Source organism: Pedobacter sp. 22226 (assembly GCF_052045455.1).
Taxonomy (GTDB): domain Bacteria; phylum Bacteroidota; class Bacteroidia; order Sphingobacteriales; family Sphingobacteriaceae; genus Pedobacter; species Pedobacter jeongneungensis.
In genome coordinates, this window is the sequence record NZ_JBQEPB010000003.1 from 262,863 (window position 1) to 287,933 (window position 25,071).

Annotated in this window: 20 protein-coding genes; 9 read left to right on the forward strand and 11 right to left on the reverse strand. The window is 39.5% G+C overall.

Annotation, left to right across the window (positions count from 1 at the left end; all coding sequences use genetic code 11):
* Positions 1 to 82 precede the first annotated feature (82 nt).
* Both ygiD and ACTJKC_RS08095 read left to right on the forward strand, forming a co-directional pair.
* Positions 83 to 907, forward strand: a complete 825-nt coding sequence (gene ygiD, locus ACTJKC_RS08090; protein ID WP_440790997.1) for a 4,5-DOPA dioxygenase extradiol — start codon at positions 83 to 85, stop codon at positions 905 to 907.
* Positions 908 to 1,146: 239 nt separating this feature from the next.
* Positions 1,147 to 1,866 (forward strand): heavy-metal-associated domain-containing protein, encoded by a 720-nt coding sequence (locus ACTJKC_RS08095; protein WP_344853371.1) that lies wholly within the window; start codon positions 1,147 to 1,149, stop codon positions 1,864 to 1,866.
* A gap of 110 nt (positions 1,867 to 1,976) precedes the next feature.
* On the opposite strand, the gene ACTJKC_RS08100 is transcribed toward ACTJKC_RS08095, so the two are convergent.
* The 3 genes from ACTJKC_RS08100 to ACTJKC_RS08110 all read right to left on the reverse strand — a co-directional run bounded on the left by ACTJKC_RS08100 (position 1,977) and on the right by ACTJKC_RS08110 (position 4,498).
* On the reverse strand, positions 1,977 to 2,453 hold the full coding sequence (locus tag ACTJKC_RS08100; RefSeq protein WP_440790998.1) for a DUF6265 family protein: 477 nt from the start codon (positions 2,451 to 2,453) through the stop codon (positions 1,977 to 1,979).
* Positions 2,450 to 2,974, reverse strand: a complete 525-nt coding sequence (locus tag ACTJKC_RS08105; RefSeq protein WP_440790999.1) for a YfiT family bacillithiol transferase — start codon at positions 2,972 to 2,974, stop codon at positions 2,450 to 2,452. The genes ACTJKC_RS08100 and ACTJKC_RS08105 overlap by 4 nt, the downstream gene beginning before the upstream one ends.
* Positions 2,975 to 3,100: 126 nt before the next feature.
* On the reverse strand, positions 3,101 to 4,498 hold the full coding sequence (locus ACTJKC_RS08110; protein WP_440791000.1) for an aldehyde dehydrogenase family protein: 1,398 nt from the start codon (positions 4,496 to 4,498) through the stop codon (positions 3,101 to 3,103).
* Between the two features lie 131 nt (positions 4,499 to 4,629).
* Here ACTJKC_RS08110 and ACTJKC_RS08115 point away from each other — a divergent pair, with 131 nt between their 5' ends.
* The 5 genes from ACTJKC_RS08115 (at position 4,630) to ACTJKC_RS08135 (ending at position 10,567) form a co-directional block, all read left to right on the forward strand.
* Positions 4,630 to 5,808, forward strand: coding sequence for a hypothetical protein (locus ACTJKC_RS08115; RefSeq protein WP_440791001.1), 1,179 nt, complete (start codon positions 4,630 to 4,632; stop codon positions 5,806 to 5,808).
* Between the two features lie 828 nt (positions 5,809 to 6,636).
* Positions 6,637 to 9,021 (forward strand): prolyl oligopeptidase family serine peptidase, encoded by a 2,385-nt coding sequence (locus ACTJKC_RS08120; protein ID WP_440791002.1) that lies wholly within the window; start codon positions 6,637 to 6,639, stop codon positions 9,019 to 9,021.
* Between the two features lie 342 nt (positions 9,022 to 9,363).
* Positions 9,364 to 9,996: a peroxiredoxin gene (locus tag ACTJKC_RS08125; RefSeq protein WP_025141704.1), complete on the forward strand. Its 633-nt coding sequence runs from the start codon at positions 9,364 to 9,366 to the stop codon at positions 9,994 to 9,996.
* Positions 9,997 to 10,010: 14 nt separating this feature from the next.
* Positions 10,011 to 10,319 carry a thioredoxin family protein gene (locus ACTJKC_RS08130; protein ID WP_109925589.1) on the forward strand — a complete coding sequence of 103 codons (309 nt, stop codon included), beginning with the start codon at positions 10,011 to 10,013 and terminating at the stop codon, positions 10,317 to 10,319.
* Positions 10,319 to 10,567 carry a DUF6952 family protein gene (locus ACTJKC_RS08135; RefSeq protein WP_010599336.1) on the forward strand — a complete coding sequence of 83 codons (249 nt, stop codon included), beginning with the start codon at positions 10,319 to 10,321 and terminating at the stop codon, positions 10,565 to 10,567. The genes ACTJKC_RS08130 and ACTJKC_RS08135 overlap by 1 nt, the downstream gene beginning before the upstream one ends.
* A 423-nt stretch (positions 10,568 to 10,990) precedes the next feature.
* Here ACTJKC_RS08135 and ACTJKC_RS08140 read toward each other — a convergent pair whose 3' ends face one another.
* The 5 genes from ACTJKC_RS08140 to ACTJKC_RS08160 all read right to left on the reverse strand — a co-directional run bounded on the left by ACTJKC_RS08140 (position 10,991) and on the right by ACTJKC_RS08160 (position 18,424).
* On the reverse strand, positions 10,991 to 13,576 hold the full coding sequence (locus ACTJKC_RS08140; RefSeq protein ID WP_440791003.1) for a phosphoenolpyruvate carboxylase: 2,586 nt from the start codon (positions 13,574 to 13,576) through the stop codon (positions 10,991 to 10,993).
* 262 nt (positions 13,577 to 13,838) lie between these two features.
* Positions 13,839 to 15,386 carry a DHA2 family efflux MFS transporter permease subunit gene (locus ACTJKC_RS08145; protein ID WP_344853381.1) on the reverse strand — a complete coding sequence of 516 codons (1,548 nt, stop codon included), beginning with the start codon at positions 15,384 to 15,386 and terminating at the stop codon, positions 13,839 to 13,841.
* A gap of 7 nt (positions 15,387 to 15,393) precedes the next feature.
* On the reverse strand, positions 15,394 to 16,473 hold the full coding sequence (locus tag ACTJKC_RS08150) for an HlyD family secretion protein (protein WP_344853382.1): 1,080 nt from the start codon (positions 16,471 to 16,473) through the stop codon (positions 15,394 to 15,396).
* Between the two features lie 8 nt (positions 16,474 to 16,481).
* On the reverse strand, positions 16,482 to 17,801 hold the full coding sequence (locus ACTJKC_RS08155) for a TolC family protein (RefSeq protein ID WP_440791004.1): 1,320 nt from the start codon (positions 17,799 to 17,801) through the stop codon (positions 16,482 to 16,484).
* On the reverse strand, positions 17,798 to 18,424 hold the full coding sequence (locus tag ACTJKC_RS08160) for a TetR/AcrR family transcriptional regulator (RefSeq protein WP_344853384.1): 627 nt from the start codon (positions 18,422 to 18,424) through the stop codon (positions 17,798 to 17,800). The genes ACTJKC_RS08155 and ACTJKC_RS08160 overlap by 4 nt, the downstream gene beginning before the upstream one ends.
* 396 nt (positions 18,425 to 18,820) lie before the next feature.
* Here ACTJKC_RS08160 and ACTJKC_RS08165 point away from each other — a divergent pair, with 396 nt between their 5' ends.
* Together ACTJKC_RS08165 and ACTJKC_RS08170 are read left to right on the forward strand one after the other, a co-directional pair.
* On the forward strand, positions 18,821 to 19,006 hold the full coding sequence (locus ACTJKC_RS08165) for a hypothetical protein (RefSeq protein ID WP_010599342.1): 186 nt from the start codon (positions 18,821 to 18,823) through the stop codon (positions 19,004 to 19,006).
* A gap of 156 nt (positions 19,007 to 19,162) precedes the next feature.
* Positions 19,163 to 19,732 carry a DUF2911 domain-containing protein gene (locus ACTJKC_RS08170; protein WP_440791005.1) on the forward strand — a complete coding sequence of 190 codons (570 nt, stop codon included), beginning with the start codon at positions 19,163 to 19,165 and terminating at the stop codon, positions 19,730 to 19,732.
* Between the two features lie 51 nt (positions 19,733 to 19,783).
* Here ACTJKC_RS08170 and ACTJKC_RS08175 read toward each other — a convergent pair whose 3' ends face one another.
* The 3 genes from ACTJKC_RS08175 to ACTJKC_RS08185 all read right to left on the reverse strand — a co-directional run bounded on the left by ACTJKC_RS08175 (position 19,784) and on the right by ACTJKC_RS08185 (position 24,999).
* Positions 19,784 to 20,254, reverse strand: coding sequence for a hypothetical protein (locus ACTJKC_RS08175; protein WP_440791006.1), 471 nt, complete (start codon positions 20,252 to 20,254; stop codon positions 19,784 to 19,786).
* Between the two features lie 156 nt (positions 20,255 to 20,410).
* Positions 20,411 to 21,865, reverse strand: a complete 1,455-nt coding sequence (locus ACTJKC_RS08180; RefSeq protein WP_440791007.1) for a RagB/SusD family nutrient uptake outer membrane protein — start codon at positions 21,863 to 21,865, stop codon at positions 20,411 to 20,413.
* A gap of 11 nt (positions 21,866 to 21,876) precedes the next feature.
* The gene (locus ACTJKC_RS08185; RefSeq protein WP_440791008.1) at positions 21,877 to 24,999 is read right to left on the reverse strand and encodes a SusC/RagA family TonB-linked outer membrane protein; all 3,123 of its coding nucleotides are present in this window, start codon (positions 24,997 to 24,999) and stop codon (positions 21,877 to 21,879) included.
* Between the last annotated feature and the right edge of the window lie 72 nt (positions 25,000 to 25,071).

Below are 25,071 nucleotides of genomic sequence, written 5' to 3' on the forward strand. Positions count from 1 at the left end.
CTTTTTAATTAAATCTGTCACATTGAGCTTGTCGAAATGCATATAGGTGCTTCGACAGGCTCAGCATGACAAAAACGATACCATGTCCACATTATCTCAATTCAGAAACTTTACTCAGCGTTTGCCTCAAACGGATTTAATGCCAACGCTTTTTATTGGACATGGCTCTCCAATGAATGGTATCGAAAATAACGAGTTTAGTCAGAGCTGGATTGATTTAGCCAAACATATACCTGTTCCAAAAGCCGTTTTAGTGGTATCAGCACATTGGTACACCCATGGCACTTTTGTTACCGCGATGGATTTCCCGACTACCATCCACGATTTTGGTGGGTTTCCGCAGGCACTTTTCGATGTGCAATACCCTGCTCCCGGCGATCCGAATTTGGCTGCAGAAATTCCCGGATTAATTCACGCTATACCAGTGGGCTTAGACCACGACTGGGGCCTGGACCATGGCACCTGGACAGTGGTAAGGCACATGTATCCTAATGCAGATATTCCGGTATTGCAATTGAGTATCGATTACACTAAATCTCCTGAACAGCATTACGAAATTGCCAAAGAAATTTATGCGCTCCGCAAAAAAGGCGTATTAGTTATCGGGAGCGGAAACATGGTACACAACCTCCGCATGTTAAGCTGGGAGATGATTAACGGTGGTGGTTACGATTGGGCAAATGAGATGAACGATAAGTTTAAAAACTTAATTGCCAACGGAGATCATCAGCCTTTAATTAACTACCGTAACCTTGGTACCGATGCGATGCTGGCCATCCCTACTCCGGAGCATTATTTACCGCTTATTTACACCCTCGGATTGAAAAACGATAAGGAAGAGATTGCGTTTTTTAATGACAAAGCCGTTGGCGGTTCGTTAACAATGACGTCTGTTTTGGTGGGGTAGTAGGTTTAGGGTTTATCAAAACTGCGTCATCTCGACCGTAACACAGTGGAGCGGAGAGATCTAACTCTAGATAGATTTAGCTTCGCTGAGCACCTGCGTGGTTCTCGATTGCATTACACTCCGCTCGAAATGACGGCATCTGGTGGAATCACAGAAACTAAAATTCTATAAAACATTATGATTATTCTGTAACGCTTTTGGCCCCTTAAGTTGGTAAATTTGCTTAAAAGAATTTCATCATGACACATACCTATCAACTCACGGGCATGACCTGTGGCGGTTGCGAAAATAAAGTTAAAAGTAACCTGCTCGTTTTACCAGATGTAACCTCGGTTGAGGTTTCGAAAGATACCAATTCTGCTACCATTAGCATGGATAAACATATTGGATTAGATACCCTTCAGCAAGCTTTGGGTGGCGCCGACAGCAAATATCAGATTTCAGCTGCGCATCATAGTGAAGCGCTGGAAGAAGCAAAATCATGGGCAGAAACCTATAAACCCATCTTATTGATCTTCGGATATGTTACCGCAATATCTTTAGTGGTTTCATGGCAAAATGACGCCATTAATTTTATGGTGTTTATGCGCATATTTATGGCAGGTTTTTTCCTCACCTTTTCTTTCTTTAAAATGCTCAACTTAAAAGCTTTTGCCGAAAGTTATGCCATGTACGATATTGTAGCAAAAAAATTCAGTGCGTGGGGTTTTATTTACGCTTTTATAGAATTGGGACTTGGTTTGTCATTTGCCTTAAACCTATCCCCTGTTGTTGTAAACTGGGTTACTCTCATCGTAATGACAGTAAGTATCCTTGGCGTTTTGGAAAGTGTTTTAAACAAAAAGAAAATTCAGTGTGCCTGTTTAGGTGCTGTTTTTAATTTGCCCATGAGCACCGTAACCATTGTTGAAGATGCGATTATGATTGCTATGAGCGCGGCGATGTTGGTTTTGATGTAGGTTAGATCCTCTCTTTTAACATGATCGTCACCCTGAATTTATCTCAGGGTCTTTCATGCTAGAAAGATGCTGACCCCCCGATGTAAAATCGGGACAGCATGACGAATCGTTTACTGCCGCTTATACCTAAACTCAGATTTTCGGCTTTTGCCATTTAGCTCACCATCAATCCAGGCGAGCATTTCTGTTTTACCCAGGTTTTGATAAACTATTCTCTGCGGAAAATCGTGATCCTTATTTTCGAAAATATAAATCTGGTTCTTTGTGGAGATAAGCTTAAAACAAACCTCTTTACCCTCATTCTGATTAGCGACAGTTGAGCAATAGAAAATATCTTTTCCTATTGTTCTAATTTGCAAAGTTTCGGTAAGTACACTATCGCCTTTTCCATTAATGCGGTAGCTCTTGCCCTTGAGCATTTTATCGGTGCCCTCGCTCCATTGCTCTATAATTTTACTTTTAGGCGTTTGCACTTCCCATGAACCCAAAACAAATGAAAAGACTTCTGATGAATTTTTTTGGGCTTTAACATCGCTAAAAAAGCCAACCATGAATAAGATCATGGAAAATGAATAGATTCTCTTCATTTTGCAACAGTATTGGTAATGTGCGCCAAATGATGTTTTCCATGCCAGGCGTACATGCCCAGCATATTGGCTAAAGTGAGCTCCTTATTATGTGCCGGATGGATATATTTTCTCTGGTAGTCTTCTACTTGCAATGTTTTTAAAAAAGCAACCCAGCGCTGATGCAACCCGGTTAATAAATCAATAGAGAAATTGATGTCACCATTTTTAGCTTCTTCAGTTTCAGCCCAGCGTTCCTCATAATACGGTCTGATTACCGGAATATCCTCTGTTATGGCCTGCTTAAAACGGATATAGGCATTGATGTGGCTATCGGGAATATGGTGAACAACCTGCCTTAATGTCCAGCCTTCGGGGCGATAGGTCTGATTTAATTCTTCATCCGTTAAATTTTCGGTAGCCTTTTTAAGCTGGCCGGGTAGTGCTTCAATTTCAGAAATCCAGGTATCAATCTGTTGCTGATCGAAAATATCAGGCATTGAAAACTGTCCGATCGGGTATTTTAACTGCTCTATATCCATGAACCCAAAATAAGATTTTTAAGGAGAATTATCTGTTTCTAAAAACTAATAAATAGTTGAAAGGCTGGAAAGTTGAAATCTAACCTTCAACCATGATAACATTCCAACATTAAAACAACCTCCCAATTACATCAGCTTCTTCAGCCATTTCAACAAACCCATTTTTTTGCCATAAGGAGGATAAATCATGCTGGTCATCCCCAATTTTGATTGAAAAACAACCGCTCTTTCGTGCGAAAAGGTTTTGAAGCCAAAAACCCCGTGACAACTTCCCATCCCGCTACTGTTTACACCGCCGAAAGGCAAATTAGGGTTACTGATGTGAACCAGTACATCGTTTACACAAGTCCCACCGGCACTGGTTTGGTTAATAATTTTATGCTGGTTCTGCTTGCTACCTGAAAAGATGTAAAGCGCCAGTGGTTTACTTTTACTATTCACTAAATCAATAGCCTCCTGTACATTTTTAAAAGTAATTACAGGTAAAACAGGTCCAAATATTTCTTCCTGCATGATGTCGCTTTTTTCATTTACAGAAGTTAAAAGCGCAGGCAACAGGGTCAGATTTTGCTCATCTTTTTCACCACCAAAAGCCAATACCGCTCCATCAGCAACAGCATCGTTCATTAATTTATTTAAACGTTTAAACTGTTTTTCACTGATGATTTTGGCATAATCCTTTTGGTTAATTTCAGCCCCTTCGAAAAACATTTTCTGAACTGCAGTTTTATAATCTCCAACAAAATCATTTAGCTTACTTTCTTCGATCAAGACATAATCGGGGGCAATACAAGTTTGGCCGGCATTAACCAATTTACCCCAGGCAATTTTTTCGGCAGCTTTTTTAATATCGCAGGTTTCATCTACAATCACTGGCGATTTCCCCCCAAGTTCCAAGGTTACTGAGGTCAGGTTTTTCGCAGCAGCTTCCATCACCACTTTGCCTATGGCGGTGCTTCCTGTAAAAAAAATGTGATCAAACGGGAGTTTTAAAAGTTCGGTAGAAACACCAGCATCGCCTTCAAAACAGGCGATTTCTTTCGGATCAAAAGTGGTTGTAATCATTTTATTAATTACACCCGCTGTTGCTTCGCTTAATTCGGACGGTTTAAGGATGACGCAATTCCCTGCTGCAATTGCAGAAACCAAAGGACTCATCATCAATTGTAGAGGATAATTCCAGGGGGCAATAATCAGGCAAACACCTTTAGGTTCGTAATAAATTTTATTACTTGCAAAAAGATTACTCATGGTTCTGCCGGCAGATTCAGGCTTCATCCAGCTCCTCAGTTTTTTGATGGCAAAATCTATTTCTGCATAGGTAAAATACAGTTCGGTTACGGCACTTTCGAAACGGTTTTTGCGAAGGTCCTTTTCTAAAGCAGCAAATATTTCCTCTTCGGCATTTTCCAGAGCCAGCTTAAGTAATTTTAGCTTCCCAATGCGGGTTTTAGCATCCGTTTTACGTAAATCGAATTTATGTTTTTGCTGTAAATCGAAAACCGGTTTTATCTGTTGTTCCATAATTATCTGACACTAATCTCTTTTACCCAAATCGATCTTGCCTGTTTATGCATTAAATTTAGTTAAAATGCAGCCGTTTCATTAAAAATTCATTCATTTAAAGCATATTGCAGCAAATTTTAATAATAAAGATGAAAAGGTTGTTTTTTGTTTTCGCATTCATAATTCCTCTGGTTATCCATGCCCAAACCATAAAAACAGATGTACTGGTTATTGGCAATGGCGATGCCGCTTATGCTGCGTCTTTTCAGTCCTTTAAGTCGGGTGTAAAAACCATCCTGCTCACCCAAAAAGAACAATTGGATTTAAATAAAATAGCCCCGACCAACAAGGCTTTTTATCAGAACTTTTTAAAGCGCGAAACCGAAAATGCGAAAAGCTTAGAAACCCCAAAGCCTAAGCCCGATAAGAAAAACCGGCCAAAAGTAACGGTGACAGATAGCACTTTACTTTTAAACGTGATCAATAACACACCCTACACCGAAATTAAACGATCTGGCAGTGGCTGGGAAGTAAAACTCACAAAAGATAAAAGTATTAAAGCAAGGATTCTTTTGCTGGCCGATAACCCTAAAAAATTGATTGCCGCATTAAAAATCACAACTTTAAATCCGGCGAAACCAAGCCCGTTAAATTATAACGAAAATACCTACCGAACCACAGTGGCAAGTATTGCTTCAACAGGTGCTAATTTTTTATCATTATATAGCTTGTTGATTCCCAACCAGGAAAATCTCTTATATATTCCTGCCGAACAATCCGAATTTGGGTCGGCAGCGGGAGCCACTGCAGCCTATGGTGCATTTTATGATATTAAAACCAGTTTATCAAATTTAAAAGGAATTCAGGGCGAACTATTAGCATATAAACATGCATTAATGCCCTTTGAAGATATAAAACCCACCGATTCGAATTGGCTGGCCATCCAAAAAGTAGGCATTACCGGAATTATCAAAGCAGAACTCAAACAGGATAAAGCTTATTTCAAACCTGAAAAAGAAGTAACTTATAACGAAATTAAAGAACCGGTTAAAGAATATTATTTCAAAGCTCAAATCTGGTTCGATGATCATCAGAATATCCCAATTAATTTAGAAAACACCATTTCTATGGTGTGTTATGTGGGCAATAAATCAGTTGATGCTACGAAAGATGCATTGCAGAAAAACTGGAATAAAAATTACAGGTTCAACTCCAGATACGACCTTAAAAAAGTGTTAACCAGACGCGAATTTGCCACCATCATTAACGAATTCCTCGAACCTTTTGATAAAGTTAACGTAGATAAAACCGGGAGAGTTATCCGTTAGTTTTTGCCACAGATTTGCTCAGATAAACACAGATTTTAACCTTAATGCAAAGGATTATCTGTGTTCATCCTTGTTATCTGTGGTTAATTGGTAAGACAGAAGTAGATAAAACCGGAAGGATGATCCGCTAGTTTTTTACCACAGATTTGCACAGATAAACACAGATTTTAACCTTAATACAAAGGATTATCTGTGTTCATCCTTTTATCTAGTTAATGCGTAAGGCAGAAGTAGATAAAACCGGAAGGGTGATCCTTTAGTTTTTGCCACAGATTTGCACAGATAAACACAGATTTTAACCTTAATGCAAAGGATTATCTGTGTTCATCCTTTTTATCTGTGGTTAATTCAGAAGGCAGAAATAAATAAAACCGGAAGGGTGATCCTTTAGTTTTTGCCACAGATTTGCACAGATAAACATAGATTTTAACCTTAAGGGAAAGGATTATCTGTGTTCATCCTTTTTATCTGTGGTTAATTGGTAAGACAGAAGTAGATAAAACCGGAAGGATGATCCGCTAGTCTTTTTTGCCACAGATTTGCACAGATAAACACAGATTTTAACCTTAATACAAAAGGATTATCTGTGTTCATCCTTTTTATCTGTGGTTAATTCAGAAGGCAGAAATAAATAAAACCGGAAGGGTGATCCTCTAGTCTTTGCCACAGATTTGCACAGATAAACATAGATTTAAGCATAATTGCAAAAAATGATCTATGTTCATCCTCTTTATCTGTGGTTAATTTATATGGCTGAGGTTGTAACATTTCCATTTCCTTCTAAAATTAGGTTGTGCTTTACCTAAATTGCATCCAAACCTAAAATTCATGAAGAAATATTTACTTTTCCTTTTGCTTTGCACAGGCGAATACACTTTTGCGCAACAACTGGCCCCTTTAACCGTTGAAAAAATTATGCGCGACCCAAAATGGATGGGTATTGCACCCACAAATTTCCGCTGGACGGCAGATAGCAAAACCCTTTATTTTAACTGGAACCCCGAAAATAAAACCAAAGAAGAATTATTTAAAGTTTCGGCAACTTCTGCAAAACCTGTAAAAGCGGTTGAAAAGGAAGATGAAAAACAATTGAGCTTAAACTATACCTATAATGCCGACCGCAGCCTGGGCCTGGTAGAAAAAAGCGGCGACATCTATCTGAAGAATTTTAAAACGAATAAAGAAACACGCCTAACCAACACACTCGAAAGAGAAAACAGTCCTGTTTTTTTGACCAATGGAAACGTTGTTTACCAGTTGGGCGATAATCTTTTCGACGTGGACTTAAAATCGGCCGAAACCAAACAGCTTACCAATTTTGTTAAAGGCAAAAAAGCAGGAAGACCAGAAGCCAAGCCCCTTACCGAACAAGACAAATGGTTAAAAGCAGAGCAAACGGAACTTTTCGATATCATTAAAAAGCGAAATGCAGAAGCCAAAAACGGTTCGCGTGGCGGAAGAGGCCGCTTTGGTGGTGCCTCCGGAGATACAAAAACTTTAAAAGAACTTTATACTGAAGATAAGTTTCTCAATGGGGTAGTTATCAGTCCGGACGGACATTTTATAACCTACAAACTCACCACCCCTGCTCAGAATAACCACAATACCATTGTTCCGAATTACGTAACCGGATCTGGTTATACCGAAGATATTCCTGGCCGGACCAAGGTTGGCGAAAACGAAAATACCTCACAGGGTTTTATTTATGATACGCAGCGCGATACAGTTTACGCCATCCAAACTTCTACCATTACCGGCATAAAAGATCTTCCTGATTACCTGAAAGATTACCCAAAAGAATTGGATACCTTAAAAAAGAAAAATGCCGACAGGCCTGTAAATTTCTTTGGCCCGATCTGGAACGACAACGCAAGTGCAGCCATTGTTGTAGCTACTTCCATAGACAATAAAGACCGCTGGATTTTGAAACTGGATGCTTTGACAGGTAAATTTTCTTTAATAGATCGCCAGCGCGATGAAGCCTGGATCGGCGGTCCTGGCATTAGCGGTTTTTACCAGGGCAGCACTGGGTGGATCGATAATAACCGTTTTTATTATCAAAGCGAGGCTACAGGCTATTCGCACTTATATGTGGCAAATGTAAATACGGGAGACAAAAAACAGCTCACTTCGGGTAAATGGGAAGTACAATCGGTACAGCTCTCAAAAGACAGAAGTACGTTTTACATCAAAGCAAATAAAGAGCACCCGGGCATTACCAATTTCTTTAAAATCGGTGTTAATGGAGGTGAACTTGTTCAGATTACCACCATGAAGGGTTTGAATGACATCACCCTTTCGCCCGACGAGAAATACATTGCCATCAATTATTCTTATATGGATAAACCCGGAGAATTATATCTCCAGCCAAATAAAGCCGGAGCTAAAGCCGTACAGGTTACGCAATCAACCTCTGCAGAATTTAATTCTTATAAATGGCGTCAACCCGATATGGTTACCTTTAAAAACCGCTACGGAGCCGATGTATATGCAAGGGTTTATAAATCGGATCATCCGCACCCGAACCATCCTGCTGTTGTGTTTGTGCATGGTGCTGGCTATTTACAGAACGTACATTTTGGCTGGAGCACCTATTTCCGTGAGTTTATGTTCAATAATTTACTGGCCGATAATGGTTATACGGTAATTGATATCGATTATACCGGAAGTTCTGGTTATGGCCGCGATCACCGTACGGGCATTTACCGCCACATGGGTGGAAAAGATTTAACCGACCAGGCCGATGGCGTTAAGTTTTTGGTAGAGAAATATGGCGTTAATCCAAAACATGTGGGTTTATATGGCGGCTCTTATGGTGGCTTCATCACGTTGATGGCCATGTTTAACGAATCGGACGTTTTTGCCAGTGGCGCTGCTTTACGTTCGGTTACCGATTGGGCGCATTACAACCATGGTTATACCTCTAATATTTTGAACGAACCATTTAATGATCCGATTGCCTATAAAAGAAGTTCACCGATTTACTTTGCGGATAAATTAAAAGGCAACCTGCTAATGGCACACGGCATGGTTGATGTAAATGTACACTTTCAGGATATTGTGCGCATTACACAGCGTTTTATTGAGTTGGGCAAAAACAACTGGGAACTTGCGGTTTATCCGGTAGAAGATCATGGTTTTGTTGAGCCAAGCAGCTGGACGGATGAGTATAAAAGGATATTTAAATTGTATGAAAATACGTTGAAGAATTAATTTTTTCACACAGCTCGTCATTGCGAGGAGGAACGACGAAGCAATCTTACAGCGATCGCTACTAGCGCGTGCTTTAGGATTGCTTCGTGCCTCGCAATGACGAGTTTTTTATAGAGCTTCTTGATGGTAGACATAAAAGTCTCCGCAACAGATTTCTCGGCTGCGTTGCACTCCGCTCGAAATGACGCAATCTATAAAATAGAACCCTGCTATATCTCCGGCAAACAATATAGTTTTCGTCTATATCGTTATCAATAAATACAATTAACAATTAGTGGATCGGGGTTGATTGGCTCCTCTTTTAGCCTTACCTTTGTGCCAACAAAATTAAAGACAAAAATTATGGCAATAGTAGGTAAAAAATTCCCGAGTGTTAGTATTGATGCAATGTCAGACATGGGTGATGACTTGAAAATCAACGTATTTGAAGAAGCTGTAAACAAAAATAGTAAAGTGTTATTATTCTGGTATCCAAAAGATTTTACTTTCGTTTGCCCTACAGAATTACACGCTTTCCAGGCTGCTTTACCAGAGTTTGAAAAAAGAAATACCATTGTAATCGGTGCATCTTGTGATACCAACGAAGTTCACTTCGCATGGTTAAATACGCCAAAAGATAATGGTGGTATTGAAGGTGTTACTTACCCGATTTTAGCTGATACCCACAGACAATTATCTGGTATCCTTGATATTTTAGATCAGGAAGTTAACTACGATGAAGAAGGAAACGAATCTTTCTCAGGTTCAAATGTTTCTTTCAGAGCTACTTATTTAATCGACGAAACCGGTAAAGTTTTCCACGAAAGTGTTAACGATATGCCACTAGGCAGAAACGTTAAAGAATATTTACGTTTAATTGATGCTTATGCTCACGTTCAGAAACATGGCGAAGTTTGTCCTGCAAACTGGGAAGAAGGAAAAGAAGCAATGAACGCAAACAGAACCGGTGTAGCTGAATATTTAGCCGCTAACTAATTAAACAAAACGTTATGTTTTTAGAATTAACAGAAGATAATCTTCAACAATACCTGGCCGATAACTCAAAGGTGATGGTTCAGTACGCTGCATCGTGGTGCGGAAACTGCAGGATCATGAAACCTAAGTTTAAAAAACTGGCTTCGGAAAATGAAGATGTAGCTTTCCTGATTGTTGATGCCGAAAAACTTCCAAACTCACGCAAATTTGCAAACGTTGATAATTTACCAACTTTCGCAGCTTTTGAAGGTGGCAATTTGGTAGATCAGGTGCAAACCAACAAGGCAGAAGGTTTAATTGAACTATTTAATAAGATAAAGTAATGAAGATTCCGGTTATAAGACAATTGTTTCAAAACACCACTCCGGCTCAACTGGAGACCACTTTAGAAGTTTTAGAAGCTTTCTGCGAATTTAGAGGTGTTAGTGAGCACGAGGTTGATGTAGCGGGCGAGATGATTACCAATATCTGCGGTGCGCTTGAAGTGCACCAGATGGTAAGCGAAGGTGCTGCCGAAAAAGATGCGCTAAATGCTTTTGGCCAAAAAGTGATGGGTTCGATTGATCGGTAATCGTCTTAAAGCTTAATCTCGCTTTTTCGAAATATAAAATCCCTTGCAGATGAAAAATCTGCAGGGGATTTTTGTTTATACGCGATTTCGTCATTGCCAAAACTTAAACTTCTATTGATTGCCCTAAACTAAAAACCGTCATCTCCGAAAACGCAGTGGAGCGGAGAGATCTATCTCGAGACAGATTTAGCTTCGCTGAGCACTGCGTGGTTCTCGACTTCGTTGTACTTCGCTCGAAATGACGAAGCTTTGAGAATGACAGCACAATAATAAAAAAGGTCTGTGCGGACACAGACCTTGGATAAAGAATGAGGTGCTAACGCTCATTTCTAACGAGCGTTGAATAGTTTATCGTTTACAAACGATAGAATCGTATTGCTATTTACGCACTCGTTTGGAAACGAGCGAAAACGTCTTTCAATACTAAGCTAAATTCCTTCCCGCATTTACGATACCGAATACCGTTCTTACCGCTAGCTTTTCTAAAGCGTGCTGGTCTTTCTCGCTCTGATCGTGCTGCAGTTTCTCTAAAGCGAAATGCTGGATTAAAACTAATGGCAGGATAATTCTCTCACGCGTAGCAATCGATTTTTTATCCACCGGATAGTTGGCCATTAAAGTTTGCTGTCCTGATAGTTTTAAGAGCATCTCTTTGGTTAATTTAAATTCTTCATGTAGTTGAGTCCAAAAGGCACCAAATTCTTTGTCGTTGGCTAAATGAGCCGTAATTACAAAGTCCGATTTGCTCATGCTCATCATACAATTATCTACAATGGTTTTCAGGTAATCAGAATCCTGATAAACCTTAACCACTTTATCCCAATTACCGGCTTTTTCCTGAGTGCTCAAGGCTGTTCCCATTCCATAGAAACCAGGTACATTTTGTTTCAGCATACTCCAGGCGGTTACAAAACTGATGGCCCTTAAATCTTCAAGCTTCATTTCGCCACCACCATTCCTTTTTACCGGGCGACTGCTAATATTAGCCTGCGATAACAGTTTTAAAGGAGATAATTTCTCTAAATAACTTACAAATAATGGGTGCTCACGCAAATCGACAAAGGCTTTATAACTTTCTTCAGCCATTTCATCAAGCAGGGCTTTATTTTCAGGATCCAACAGAATATTGTGCTTTTCTTTTAATCCAGAGGTTAATCCGGCATTAATTAATTGTTCGATATTAAATTCAGCACTTTCTACCGAACCATATTGCGAACTGATGGTTTGCCCCTGAACGGTTAACTGCATGTTTTTATTGGCAATTTCTTTACCCATTGAAGCATAAAAACGGTGTGTTTTACCTCCACCTCGTGCAGGCGGACCGCCACGGCCATCAAAAAATGCAAGCTGAATATTATGTTTGGCCGAAACTGCAGAAAGCGATGTTTTTCCGTTAAAAATAGACCAGTTGGCCATTAGGTAGCCACCATCTTTGGTACTGTCAGAATAGCCCAGCATAATATCCTGTTTATTGCCACGGCTGGCCAAATGTGCTTTATAAAATGGATTACTGTACAATGTATCCATAATATCCGCAGCGCCTTTTAAATCGTTAACGGTTTCGAAAAGCGGTACAAAATCAATCGTCAGCGATTCTTTACTCCAGCCATTCCAAAGGAAAAGCTCAATCAATTGAAGAATGTCGCTCGCCTGCTGGCAATTACTAATGATAAAACGGTGGCAGGCTTTTTCGCCGTTGCGTTTCTGAATACCTTTAATTTCTTTAATTACCTCAATGGTATCCTCAATTAAAGCATCAGGTTCACTTGCATAAACAATAGTTGCTTCTTTAAAAGAAATCAGGTTTAGTTTTTCTGCTTCTGATAACTTATCATAATTAGCAGGATATAAAGAAGAAATCGGTTTATTTTCACGGCAATACGCATGTACACTTCTCAACACACGGCTATCCTGGCGGATATCCAGCGAAGCAAAGTAATTGCCGTATAAATCTATTTTACGGATCAGGTCGTTAACTAAATCCACAAATAAACCATCGTGTTCTGCCAGTAATGTTTCTTTAATTTTATTGAGGTTATCCCTTAATTCATCAGAAATATCATGAAGTTCGCAGGTTTGATCGAAAGCATTTTGATAGAGTACATCATGCAGTTTGGCGATATTTTCTTCAACACCCCTAAAAGTGATACGACGTTTAATTACCCTGAAATCGCGGTAATAGCAGCGGAAGAGGATTTGTCGCAACATTTTAGAAACTTCCAGGGTTGTATCGGCATGTATATTCGGATTTCCATCCCTGTCACCTCCCGGCCAGAAACCGAGTTCCAAAATTTTCTTGGTTTCGAGGTTATATTCGTCCAGATTCTGGTCTATTTCTTCCTGAATATTGGCCGCAGCAAAATAAAAAGTATTTTCGAGGAACCAGGCCAGGTTTAAAGCCTCATCAACCGGTGTTGGCGATTTTTTATTAAAAAATGGTGTTTTACCCAGTTGCTGCAAAAGCGAGTTCATCGAGATAATATCATTATCCCTGATGGCCTTGGTTAAATCGGTAATGATGGCCAATACACTGCCCGGATAAAACTGGGTGGGGTGCGCGGTTAAAACCAAACGAAGTGAAAGCTCATCAATCAGTTTCTCAATTTTTGCCAGCACAGGCTTATTATCGGCATTTTTCTTTAAAATAAAGGCCAGTGTACTTTGCTCATCGGTAGTATTTAATTTGGTAAAAGAAGCGTCTTCTACGGCATCAAAAAGCACTACCTGACGTTCGATATACTGGATAAAACGGAAAAGAAGGTCAATAATATCCTTGCGCTCGGTATAGCTGGTGTACTTGGCAAAAAATTCTTCGATAATCTGTGCGGGTTTCTCTCCGTTAGCAATGCCTTCTTCACAGCTTTTAAAGAATAAGGGAAGCAATGTTCCGGTATCCTTAATTTTGTAAAAAGGCAAGGTGAGAAATAAACTGTTAAATAGTTCGAATTTTGAGATGACCTCATTATTAAAAATAGATTCTCGTTGCGTTGTTAAACGAAGTTTGGGCATAGCTTAGGCAGTAGTTTTGTTTACCGTAATACTACAAAAAATGCATAAGGTATTAAAATTCTAAGGCTTACAATTTGGAAAATTGTAGAATAAATTTTAATTTTAGAATCTTATTTGGCCACTATGTGGTTAAGTAAGAACATTTGCAATGTTTAAGGGCATTGCATTGATTGTTAATTTTTTGGGTTAAAACAGCCGATGTAATAAAATACACCGGCTGTTTTTGTTTTTTGCCATTATTTATGGCATTTCTTTGCAAATTTTAGTGCACATCGGCAGGAATGTTTGCATTTTTCTTAAACTTTTGAAGATAGAGCAGTGGGATCGAGAACAACATAATCAATCCGGCTACCCAGTAAGCATCATCATAAGTAAGCAACATGGTTTGTTTGGTTACAATTCCTTCCATCGCTTTTGCTGCCATAATTTTGGCATCGAACAAGGTTTGTCCTTTTGCCATAAAACCTTTAATCAAAATATTAAAGCGCTCTACAAATGGCTGGTTATAATCATTCACATTCGACAATAAAACGCTTCTGTGGAAACCCGAACGGATGTGTATTAAAGTAGTTAAAGCGGCAATACCAAATGAACCGCCTAACTGGCGCATCATGTTGTTTAAACCAGAACCCTGACCAATTTCCGGTCCCTTCAGGTCTTGGATAGCCAATGTGGTTAAAGGCACAAACAATAAGGCCATACCCACACCCCTGATTACCAAAGGCCAGAAGAAATCGCCTGTTCCTGATTGTAGTGTCGAATTACTTAACATCCAGCAGAACACGAAGAAGGCAAACATCCCGAAAGTGGCCATAATTTGCGCCGGAACACCTTTTTTAAGCATAATACCAATAAAAGGCATCATTACAATGGTACATAAACCACCCGGGAATAAGATTTCTCCGGTTTGCAACGGAGAAAATCCTAACAGGTTCTGACAAAATACCGGAAACACGAATACTGAGCCATATAAACCGAAACCTAAAATAAAGGAGGTAAACATACCCACAGAAAAACTCCTGTGCCTCATAATTTTAAAATTCACAATCGGGTGGTCAGTGGTCAGCTCCCGCCAGATAAACAGCAGCAAGCCAAATACCGAAGCAACGGCCAATGCAGTAATATATGGTGTAGAGAACCAGTCTTCACTCTCTCCTTTTTCTAATAATGTTTGTAAGCTACCTACTGCAATAGCCAGTAACGCGATACCCCACCAATCGACAGGTTGACCCTGCCCTTCTTTAGGGGTTGCCCGAACAAAGGTGTACGTACAGTAGGCCGCGAGTATTCCGACGGGAATATTCACATAAAAGATCCACGGCCATGAACTGATTTCCAGGATATACCCACCAATGGTTGGTCCTACTGTTGGTCCAACTACCGCACCCAAACCAAACAGGGCTGTTGCGATACCCACATCTTCACGTGGCCAGGTTTCGATAAGGATAGCCTGCGCTGTTGATATTAAACCACCACCGGCCAGTCCCTGAATAATCCTGAATAAAATAAGTTCATTTAACGAAGTGGCGTTTCCGCATAAAAAGGAAACGAGTGTAAAAACGATGATGGAGGTAAGAAAATAATTTTTCCTGCCGAACCGGTTACCCAACCAGCCCGACATTGGCAATACGATAACGTTTGCTACCGCATAGCCGGTGGAAAGCCAGGCCACATCCTCAAGGGTGGCGCCCAGGTTTCCCTGTATCTGTGGAATTGCCACGTTTACGATCGTTGTATCAATCAGCTCTAACAAAGAAGCTGTGATTACCGTAAATGTAATAATCCACTTTTTTAAACCTACTTCGGCCATTTTAATATTATTTAGTAGATACTGAAGCTTTAACGCTCATTCCGGGACGTAATTTAGCCAGCAGTTCTTTTGATGGATGGATTTTGATTTTTACCGGAACACGTTGAACAACTTTAACGAAGTTACCAGTAGCGTTATCAGGAGGCAATAAAGATCCTTTAGCACCGGTAATCGGAGAGAAATTATATACTTCACCTTCAATTTTTTCGTCAGGATAAGCATCAACTTCGATTTCTACTTTAGAACCTTCCCTGATTTTTTCTAATTGGGTTTCTTTAAAGTTTGCGGTTACATAAATACTTCCGTCGTTCACTACAGAGAATAAAGACTGACCAGCCTGAACCAATTGTCCTTTTTGAACATTCTTTTTAGAAACAATACCCGTTGCCGGAGCTTTGATATCGGTATATGATAATTGAAGTTTAGCAAAATCGATATCACTCTGGCGCTGGCTGATTACGTTGCTGCTTACTGCCAGTTGCGATTGTGTGGTACCAACTTGTTTAACCGCAGCATTGTATTGATCTTGCGCTGCCTGATAGGCTGCAATAGCAGATTGTCTTGCTGCTTCAGCAGATTCTTTGTTGGCTTTTGCCTGATCGAAAGCCTGTTGTGTTATCGAACCATCTTTAACCAGATTTTCATAACGGTTATAATCTTTCTGCGCTAAATTAACTTTAACGTTTGCAGCCGCAACATTTGATTTTGCAGCATCAACGTTTGCTTTTGCAGTACCTGTATTGGCCTGGGTAGCCGCAATTTGCGATTGTGCCACACCAACACCTGCATTTGCACCTTTCTGGCCAGATTGGGCCTGCTCTAATTTAACTTTGTAATCGTTATCATCAAGCTTCACTAAAATCTGCCCTTCGGTTACGTGCGTATTTTCTTCAAAATTAATATCCTTAACATAACCACCAACACGAGCAACAACAGGACTGATATCGCCATCAATCTGAGCATCATCCGTATCTACGTGTTTGCTATAATAACTCCATTCGGTAATTCCGAAGATTATACCGATTACTAGTAAAACACCTAAAATGATGGGTACTACTATGTTCTTTTTTTTCTTTTCAGTTGTCATTGCTGTATTTATTGCGTTATTTTTCCTGTTGATTTTAATAGTGTATAGTAAGCCAAACCTGCATCTGCCTTTGCTATCTCTAAGTTTATTTTTGCCTGGTATAATAAAGTTTCTGCATCGATTCTATCGGTAACAGAAGCCACATTGTTTTTATATTTAGATGCCAATAATTTATCGTTCTCTGTTGCCTGGGCTATTGAAGTTTCCAAAACCTGGATTTTGTTCATGGCCACCTGGTAACTTTGAAAGTTTTTATTGATATCGGTTTTTACCTGATCAGATAAAATATCTTTCTGAATGGTAATTTCGCTCTGTTCAATTTTAGCCTGGCTTACTTTGTTTTTGTTTGTCCAAAGGTTTCCGAAATTCCATGAAACCGTTGCGCCTAATGTAACCGGCATTAAGTACTGGTTTGTTGGCGGAATAAAATTGCCGCTTGGGTTAATGTAGTACAGGTTTGCACCAACACCAACGGTAGGTAAAGTATTTGCCTTAACCGTTTTGATGTTAAAATCGGCTACTTTGTTCTGTACATCGAGTTGTTTTAACTCCTGGCGGTTAGCCATGGCCTGACCAATGTATTCGTTTAAAGCGCCTGGTGTTTTTAAACCAAGGGTGGGATCAACAATTTTAACTTCAGTATCTTCAGGTAAGCCTAAAAGGATATCTAAATTGTAGTTGATTACCTTGCGGTTGCTCTCGATATCCATTTGAGTTAACGTAACGTTTGCCTGTTGCAACTGGAAACGCAGTACATCATTTTTGGTTACAATGCCCTGTTCGAAGAAACGTTGTGCCTGTTTAATCTGTGCAGCAATCGACTCTAAATTCTGATCAACCACTTTTCTGCTCTGTAAAACCTTGTATAAAGAATAATAAGTATTGATTACGGCATAAGTAATTTCTTCTTTGCTTTTATCGGCATCCAAACGTGCAACTTCGGCCAGTAACTTGGTCGATTCTTTTGCATATTTTAATTTACCGCCACCATATACCAGTTCCTGTACTGCTGCTGTACCTACAAAAGCATCTGCCCTTTTCGGTAATTGCAGGGTCGATCCTCCACCTGGCAGAGAAAACGTGCTGGTTGGGATTTCAGCGTGGTTGTACATAAAACTTGCAGTACCGGTAGGCAAAGCATTGTCTTTAACAACTGCCAGCTGAGCCACTGCCTGATCAATTTTGTTTTGGGAGAGTTTTAAGTTTTTACTATTGGCTATGCCAAGTTCTATTGCCTGATTGATATTTAATTCCTTACTGCTCTGTGCAAATAAAGCCGCCGGAACTAATGATGCCACAAGCATTAATCTAATTGATTTGGGTATCATCTTTTTGTTGTTAAATAAACTGTTGTTAGATCTTGTAAGTGAGCTACTGCCCTGTCTTTAATAATTTTTTTGTCTTTCGGATTACTCAGATCGAAGTTGGAGCATGATATAACCTTATGGGGAGCAATAACGATGTTGGTAATGGTGCCCATAATTGTAGCGATTACCATCCGCACATCTACTTTATTAAAAGTGCCATCTTCTATCCCGTCGGTAATAATGCGATCAATAAGCTGCATGTTATGGCTCATGGCATCTTTAATCTTATCGTACATTTCGGGCCTTTGGGTTAAAGACAGTTCGCGGTGCATCATTTTGTGAAATGCAGTGTTATTCAGAATTCTGTTTACATAGCCTTCAATAACTTTATGCAATTTTTCTAATGCAGAGATCTTATCCTCGTTGATGATTTTTAACTGAGAAGCAAAACCAGCAATACGCTCGTTCATGATCTCCACAAAAACGCCTTCTTTCGAACCGAAATAATAATTTATCATTGCCATGTTCGCTCCAGATTCTTTGGCAATCTGGCGGGTAGAAGTTCCCTCATACCCTGTTTCGCAAAACAGCTTTTCAGCTGCGTCGAGAATGGCCTGTTTTTTATCTACTTTTTCTGTTTTCATTTCTTTTTGACGGCACAAAATTAATCAAACGATTGATTAACTTCCAAATGTTTTGGTACTTCTTTTACATTATCCTGATAAAACACTGGCTTTTAATAAAATAATCGATTCTAAACTAAATACCGGCTATTCATATTAGGTGATATTCTTTATTTAGCCTTTATCATTTATAGGGCAACAACAGCAAAAAACTGAATATCTCTTATGTAGTGAAATCTATTAAGATTTCTTTCGTTTTTGATACCATTAAATTTTTATCAGATTATTCTGGCAGTTCACTTTTATAATTGTACCGTTTATAAATTAGCCCGAACTGATAATTAATTGGATAATTCGGCTGATTGTCAAATTAAAATTTAAAATAAATATTAACTTTGCCTCCAAATAACAAAAAACATGAGTGTACAAGAAAACAGCAACAATAATTTCAACTGGTTATATTATGCTTTAGGTTTATTCTTCGGAGTTTTAACAGGAGCAATTATTACACAAAACTATATTTTCGCTTTATTAGGCGGTGTTTTAGGTTTGTTAACTGCAGGCTTATTTTTAAACGCTATTGTAAAAGGAAGAAAGTACTAATTTCTTTTAGCTTTTTACCTTCACATCCTATTAAAATTTATGCCCTGTTTAAGGGCTAGATGATTTAATTTCAAAGTAAATGGAACCGTTAAGATTTTACCAATAAGCGTAAAACCATAATTGTTTTATTACTACAAGAAAACAAACTACACCTAAATGAAAAATATCTTCATTGTTGTTTTCGCTTTTATATGCTTTAGCGCAAAGGCACAACAGGCCGGCACCGCTGAGGTAAAATTCCCTGTTGCAGACCCAAGTCCGGCAGATATTGTGTATTTTCCGCTTAATGCCCCAAAGGTGAAAGCCGGAGATCCGACCAAACCTATTATCAAAATCGTTTATTCACGTCCGCAGAAAAAAGGGCGCGATATTTTTGGTGTTTTAGAGCAATACGGAACAGTATGGCGCTTTGGTGCTAACGAAAGTACAGAAATTCATTTCTTTAAAAAGGTGAGCATTGGTGGTAAAAAAATTAAAGCAGGTACTTACAGCTTATTTGCCATTCCTAACAAAGATACCTGGACCATTATAGTAAACAGCGAAACCGATAAATGGGGTGCTTTTACTTATAATCCATCAAAAGATATTGTACGTGTAAATGTGCCGGTTAAAACACTGGCTAAACCGATAGAATATTTCTCGTTAACTTTTACACCGGTTACGGAAGGTGCAAACCTGATTATTGGCTGGGACAGAACGCAGGTAGAATTACCGATTGGTTTTTAAGAAAAAACATAGAAAAATATAAAGTCCCGGTTTTGGCCAGGACTTTTTTGTTTAACGGGAAGTTGAAACCAGCTTTCTGGCTTCGCTTTCGCTGGAAATAAATACTTTATACACCTGGCTGATTTTCCATTCGCCATCTTTATTTTTTTCGATGATGACAAAGTTTTGCTGTGCACCATCAAATAATTCATAATTAATATCTACACGGGCAATTACCAGTGCGTCGCTTTCTGAAACGATGGTAGAGCTGATGTTGCAATCGCGCTGTACCACCCCCTCGTTTTTCTTCATCTCGCTTAAAATCTCACTGGCTTTATGTTTAATTACCCTTACATCTCTGTTTGAGGTAAAAACGGCATCCTCACTTAAAACAGCTTTCAGCTTCTTATAATCAGAGTTAATGTAACTGTCCATATAATAATTGATCACTGATTTATGACTCGCAGTAGGCTTTTCGGTAGCCAAAACCTGATTGGTGATTGTAGTACCTAGTAATAAAATCACTAAAGCTTTTAGTTTCATAACTATTGGTGTTTTTTTTTATTAAAGTTCGGCCAGATTGCAACAAAATAATATGCTGATAACACCTTAATGATGAGGTAACTAAAATATGATGTAAAGCAAAAAGCCCTCCTCAAAATAATTGAGAAGGGCTGGGGTTTATTAATTTTAAAGGTATTAATAGCCTGGGTTTTGTTGTGGTTTTAAAACCGGATTTGCATCCAATTCTGATTGTGGGATTGGAGAAACCAACCTGTTATCGCCAGACGGGAAGTTTACAATTTTCCAGTGTACGGTAGATCCGGTTCGGTTAACGCCCTTGTTTGTGCGTAGTAAATCGAAAAATTTATGTCCTTCGCCATATAACTCTTTGTTGCGTTCTAACAATATTTCTTCGATCAGGACATTGCCTGTATTGGCCGAAACAGCTGTTGCAACGCCGGCCCTTTGTTGTATCGCTAATAACGCTTGTTTTGCTGCCGGCTCGTTACCCAGGCGGGCCTCAGCTTCAGCCTCGATCAGGTACATTTCGGCAGAACGCATCAATACCTGGTTGTTAGCGGTAGTGGTGGTAAAATCGAACTTATTAATTAAGTAACCCTCACCTCTTCTTCTGTAAGCGCCGGTGCTGGGATCGGCGGTTATACTGCTTTTTACCAAAAATTGTTTTTTGCGTTCGTCGTTTGCGGCAAATGAGTTAAAAAAATCATCAGTAACCCTAAAACTGGAGTAACCCGAATTGTAAGGATCGTAAAATGATGAAACCGCTAAGAAACCCTGATTGTCATCTGTACGAACACTAATACCATAAATCCATTCGGTAGTGGGCGTATTAAAACCGGTTAATAATGCCGCAGCACTACTTAATGATTTTCCTGCGCGTGCCAGTTTAGCATAACGGCTTGCTTCGGCCCAGTTTCCCATATTCAGATATACCCTTGCCAGTATCCCCTGAATGGCTGCAGTGCTCATTCTATAAACATTGGTATTTTTTGCCGGTAAATTTATTTCTGCATATTTTAAATCATCAATAATAAAAGCGTAAACATCTTTTACTTTATCCCTGCCTGGTGTAGGATCGTTAGGGCCAAGTGGTGCCTTAACAATCGGCACGCCCAGTGCATCAGGATTAACGCTGTAAGGTTTTGCAAACCAGCGGATTAACCAGAAATAGGTATATGCCCTTAATGCCCTTGCTTCTGCCAGGAATTCGGTCTTTTGTGCGTCGGTTATCGGTGCAGTGGGGATATTGGCAACAAACTGATTGGCATTAGCAATCACTTTTCCGCTGTACTCCCACCAGGCACCCACATCTGAGTTGCTAGAGGTTTCTATAAACTGATATTGCGCTACAAAACGGTTATAATTTGATGCACCGCTCACAATCAGCACATCGTTACCTTTAACATCTGCGCTTAAAATCATATTATTGGTATAACCCGAAAAGGTGGTTAAATCGTAAATACCCGTCATGGCAGCCTGAATTTTGGCTAATGATGAAAACGTTTCTTTCGAGTTGATCTGTTGGGTAGGGCTTACCTCCAGAAAATCTTTTTTACAACCGGCAAGGTTTACCAATAACAACAGGCTACCGATGTAAAATGTGGTTTTATATATTTTTATATTTTTCATTTTTCTCTAAATTAAAATCCAACATTAAGGCCCAGCGTAAATGTTTTAACATTTGGAATATCATTATTTGTTAAACCGGTAAGCGCAGACTCCGGATCCATACCTTTATGTTTTGCAAGTGTAAACGGATTTTCTGCTGTTAAATAAAGCCTAAGCGTTGATAAATGGATGGTTTCTAACCAGTTTTTCTTTAATGTATATCCTAAGGTGATGTTTTTAACACGCATAAAAGATCCATCGTAAAGGAAACGGGTAGATTGGTTGTTTCCTAAATCGGTATTGGCAATTACAAATCTTGGTACATCTGTTACATCACCAGGTTTTTGCCAGCTGTTAAAATTATCAACCGACAATTGTTTACCAACATTGGCACCTCCGTGCATTAAATTGCCATAAAGGGTATCATAGATTTTTCCCCCGGTTGAGAAATAAGTATATACACTTAAATCGAACTGCTGATACTTAAAGTTGTTACTAAAACCGCCTGTAAATTTAGGCAATGCCGAACCGAAGTTATTGTACCTTGTGGCTGTAGACCATGTTTTAGTTGTAATTCTATTGCCTGTTGCCTGGCCATTTACCACTTCATCCATATACCACATCGGCCTTCCGTCAGCCTGGTCTACGCCTGCATACTCGCGTAAATACCAGTCGTATCTGCTTCCTCCTACAGTCCACCTTTTGGTCGCGTCATCAGCATCAATTACCTCAGCCTGTGTCATTTTATTGATCTTGTTTTTGTTCGAAGTAATGTTAAATGAAATATTCCAGTCGAAATCTTTTGTCTTTACCGGATTTGCATTTAATAACACCTCTACACCATAATTATCCATCGAGGCTAAATTGGTTGTTAAATTACGAAAGCCTGTGAGCTGAGAAACCGGCTGACTGAATAATATGCCTTTTGAACCGCGTTTGTAATAAGAAACCTCTCCACTTAATTTTCCTTTAAAAAGGGCAAATTCTAACCCTAAATCAAGTGTCGAATTTTCTTCCCAGCGTAAATCAGGGTTTGGCAATTGAAAATAATTGATTCCTGATTGCCCGTCGTAGTTTTTACCTAATGAATATAAACCTTGTGAGGCATATCTTTCAATCCTGTCGTTACCCGAAGTACCATAACTTCCCCTTAATTTTAACTCATCAAGCCAGGTTACATTTTTAAGGAAATCTTCTCTTCCGATTCTCCATGCACCACCTACTGAATAAAATGTTCCGTATTTATGATCTGCCCCAAAAACAGAAGAACCATCTCTTCTTAAACTTGCCGACAGGTAATATTTAGTGTCGTAATTATACTCTAAACGGGAGAAATAAGAAGATAATCTTTTTTGCGTATAGTAAGATTGTGTTGTATTAGGGGTTGATGCCGCAATTAATTCGCTGGTTCCGGGAAAAGGAAAGCCGGTTGCCTGTGCATAAGTGTAATCTTGTTTGGTACGGTAAGCCTCCTGACCCAACAATACATTAAAACTATGTAAGTTGAAAGATTTGTTATAGGTTAAGGTATTTTGAAAAGTTACGGTTACATCTTCTTTTGAATAACGGTACCCCCTGCCCTTTACACTAAATCCATCACCATGCTCCATGTTATAGAACTGGCGTTCGCGGTTATTGATATAATCAACAGCCACCATTGTTTTAGCGGTAAAATCTTTTAAAAATTTAACTTCTGCGTAAGGGCTCGATATTACCCTGTTGGTAATGGTATTGTACTCGTTTAATTTTGATAAGCCAACCGGGTTAAAATCGGGCGTAACCGGATTGACATAATTGTAAACCGGATTTCCAGCCAAATCGAATACTACATTACCATTCGCATCGCGTACATAAAGCGGATAAATATTTGCAGTTTGATCGGCAAAGTTTACCGGGTTATCAGAACCGGTGCTGCCAGCAGGCGTATTTTGTTGCGTACGGGCCAGGCTATTGTTTATGCCAATTTTCAAGAAATCTGTTACCTCGGTGTTAATGTTAAATTTGCTCGAGTAACGGTTAAAATCTGAACGGATTACAATACCATTTTGCTCGAAATAGCCACCGGAGACGAAGAATTTAGTTTTTTCGTTACCACCACTGGCCGATAAATCGATGTTTTTAGTTACCCCTCTGCGCTGTACCTCCTTACGCCAGTCTGTATCGTAAAGTAAGGCTGCCCCATTGGCCAGTACACCATTTGCCGCATAAGGATTAGCGGTATTATATGGGTTTACAACCAGTTTGCCATTGGTTAATCCATTTGCTGCTGTAGCTGCAGCATCAGGGGTTAAACCTGCCGCCAGGCGTTGTGCATAATATACATCCCAATAGGTTTTATAATATTGGGTGGCATCCATCACCTCAGGTTTATCAACTGCTTGGTAAGAATATCCTGTATAAGCACTCAGGTTTAATTTGGTTTGGCCTGCTTTACCTTGTTTTGTAGTGATTAATACCACTCCGTTAGCCGCTCTTGATCCGTAAATGGCTGCAGCCGTTGCATCTTTTAATACCGTTAATGAAGCAATATCATTAGGGTTGATTGACGAAAGCACATCAGATGTTTGCGCTACATTACTCAAATCTCCGTTGGTAATGGCAATACCATCTACCACATAAAGTGGCGTACTGGATGCGGTAAAGGAGCCAACGCCACGAATGCGTACGGTAGAGGTTGCACCCGGCTGACCAGATACGCTGGTAACCTGTACACCTGCTGCTGCACCTTGTAAGGCTTTTTCAAAAGAAGTAACCGGACGATCCTGTAAAACTTCGCTTTTAACTACCGCTGCTGATCCGGTAAAATTTTCCTTCTTCACCGTTCCGTAGCCGATAATCATTACATCCTGCAGGTTTTTAGAAGACGATACCAGGCGTACAGTTAATGTTTCGCCGGTTATGTTTACTTCCTGTTCGGTGTATCCTACGTAGCTTAACACCAAAGTTTTTGCGTTTGCAGGCACAGAGATCGAAAATGTTCCCTGCCCGGTGGTTTGGGTTAACTGTGCTGTTCCTTTTATTTTAATTGATACACCAGGCAATGGCAGGCCATCATCTGCATCAACCACTTTTCCGGTGATTGTTTTATTCTGCGCCAGTGCGTTGAAATAAGACAAAACCGTCACCATTAAAATCAATAGTAATTTTTGTTTCATGTTGAGAAATAAATAGTTAGTAATTAGTTTATCGTTTAGTTTTTAGCCGGGATGCATGAAACCAAATCAATA

Bases quoted from the DNA above. Each gene is read 5' to 3' on its own strand.
- ACTJKC_RS08165 (WP_010599342.1), top strand. From the start codon at position 18,821: ATGAGTGTACAAGAAAACAGCAACAATAATTTCAACTGGTTATATTAT.
- ACTJKC_RS08105 (WP_440790999.1), bottom strand. From the start codon at position 2,974: ATGGATATAGAGCAGTTAAAATACCCGATCGGACAGTTTTCAATGCCT.
- ACTJKC_RS08170 (WP_440791005.1), top strand. From the start codon at position 19,163: ATGAAAAATATCTTCATTGTTGTTTTCGCTTTTATATGCTTTAGCGCA.
- ACTJKC_RS08140 (WP_440791003.1), bottom strand. From the start codon at position 13,576: ATGCCCAAACTTCGTTTAACAACGCAACGAGAATCTATTTTTAATAAT.
- ACTJKC_RS08155 (WP_440791004.1), bottom strand. From the start codon at position 17,801: ATGATACCCAAATCAATTAGATTAATGCTTGTGGCATCATTAGTTCCG.
- ACTJKC_RS08120 (WP_440791002.1), top strand. From the start codon at position 6,637: ATGAAGAAATATTTACTTTTCCTTTTGCTTTGCACAGGCGAATACACT.
- ACTJKC_RS08125 (WP_025141704.1), top strand. From the start codon at position 9,364: ATGGCAATAGTAGGTAAAAAATTCCCGAGTGTTAGTATTGATGCAATG.
- ACTJKC_RS08160 (WP_344853384.1), bottom strand. From the start codon at position 18,424: ATGAAAACAGAAAAAGTAGATAAAAAACAGGCCATTCTCGACGCAGCT.
- ACTJKC_RS08130 (WP_109925589.1), top strand. From the start codon at position 10,011: ATGTTTTTAGAATTAACAGAAGATAATCTTCAACAATACCTGGCCGAT.
- ACTJKC_RS08145 (WP_344853381.1), bottom strand. From the start codon at position 15,386: ATGGCCGAAGTAGGTTTAAAAAAGTGGATTATTACATTTACGGTAATC.
- ACTJKC_RS08115 (WP_440791001.1), top strand. From the start codon at position 4,630: ATGAAAAGGTTGTTTTTTGTTTTCGCATTCATAATTCCTCTGGTTATC.
- ygiD (WP_440790997.1), top strand. From the start codon at position 83: ATGTCCACATTATCTCAATTCAGAAACTTTACTCAGCGTTTGCCTCAA.
- ACTJKC_RS08185 (WP_440791008.1), bottom strand. From the start codon at position 24,999: ATGAAACAAAAATTACTATTGATTTTAATGGTGACGGTTTTGTCTTAT.
- ACTJKC_RS08180 (WP_440791007.1), bottom strand. From the start codon at position 21,865: ATGAAAAATATAAAAATATATAAAACCACATTTTACATCGGTAGCCTG.
- ACTJKC_RS08110 (WP_440791000.1), bottom strand. From the start codon at position 4,498: ATGGAACAACAGATAAAACCGGTTTTCGATTTACAGCAAAAACATAAA.
- ACTJKC_RS08100 (WP_440790998.1), bottom strand. From the start codon at position 2,453: ATGAAGAGAATCTATTCATTTTCCATGATCTTATTCATGGTTGGCTTT.
- ACTJKC_RS08095 (WP_344853371.1), top strand. From the start codon at position 1,147: ATGACACATACCTATCAACTCACGGGCATGACCTGTGGCGGTTGCGAA.
- ACTJKC_RS08175 (WP_440791006.1), bottom strand. From the start codon at position 20,254: ATGAAACTAAAAGCTTTAGTGATTTTATTACTAGGTACTACAATCACC.
- ACTJKC_RS08150 (WP_344853382.1), bottom strand. From the start codon at position 16,473: ATGACAACTGAAAAGAAAAAAAAGAACATAGTAGTACCCATCATTTTA.
- ACTJKC_RS08135 (WP_010599336.1), top strand. From the start codon at position 10,319: ATGAAGATTCCGGTTATAAGACAATTGTTTCAAAACACCACTCCGGCT.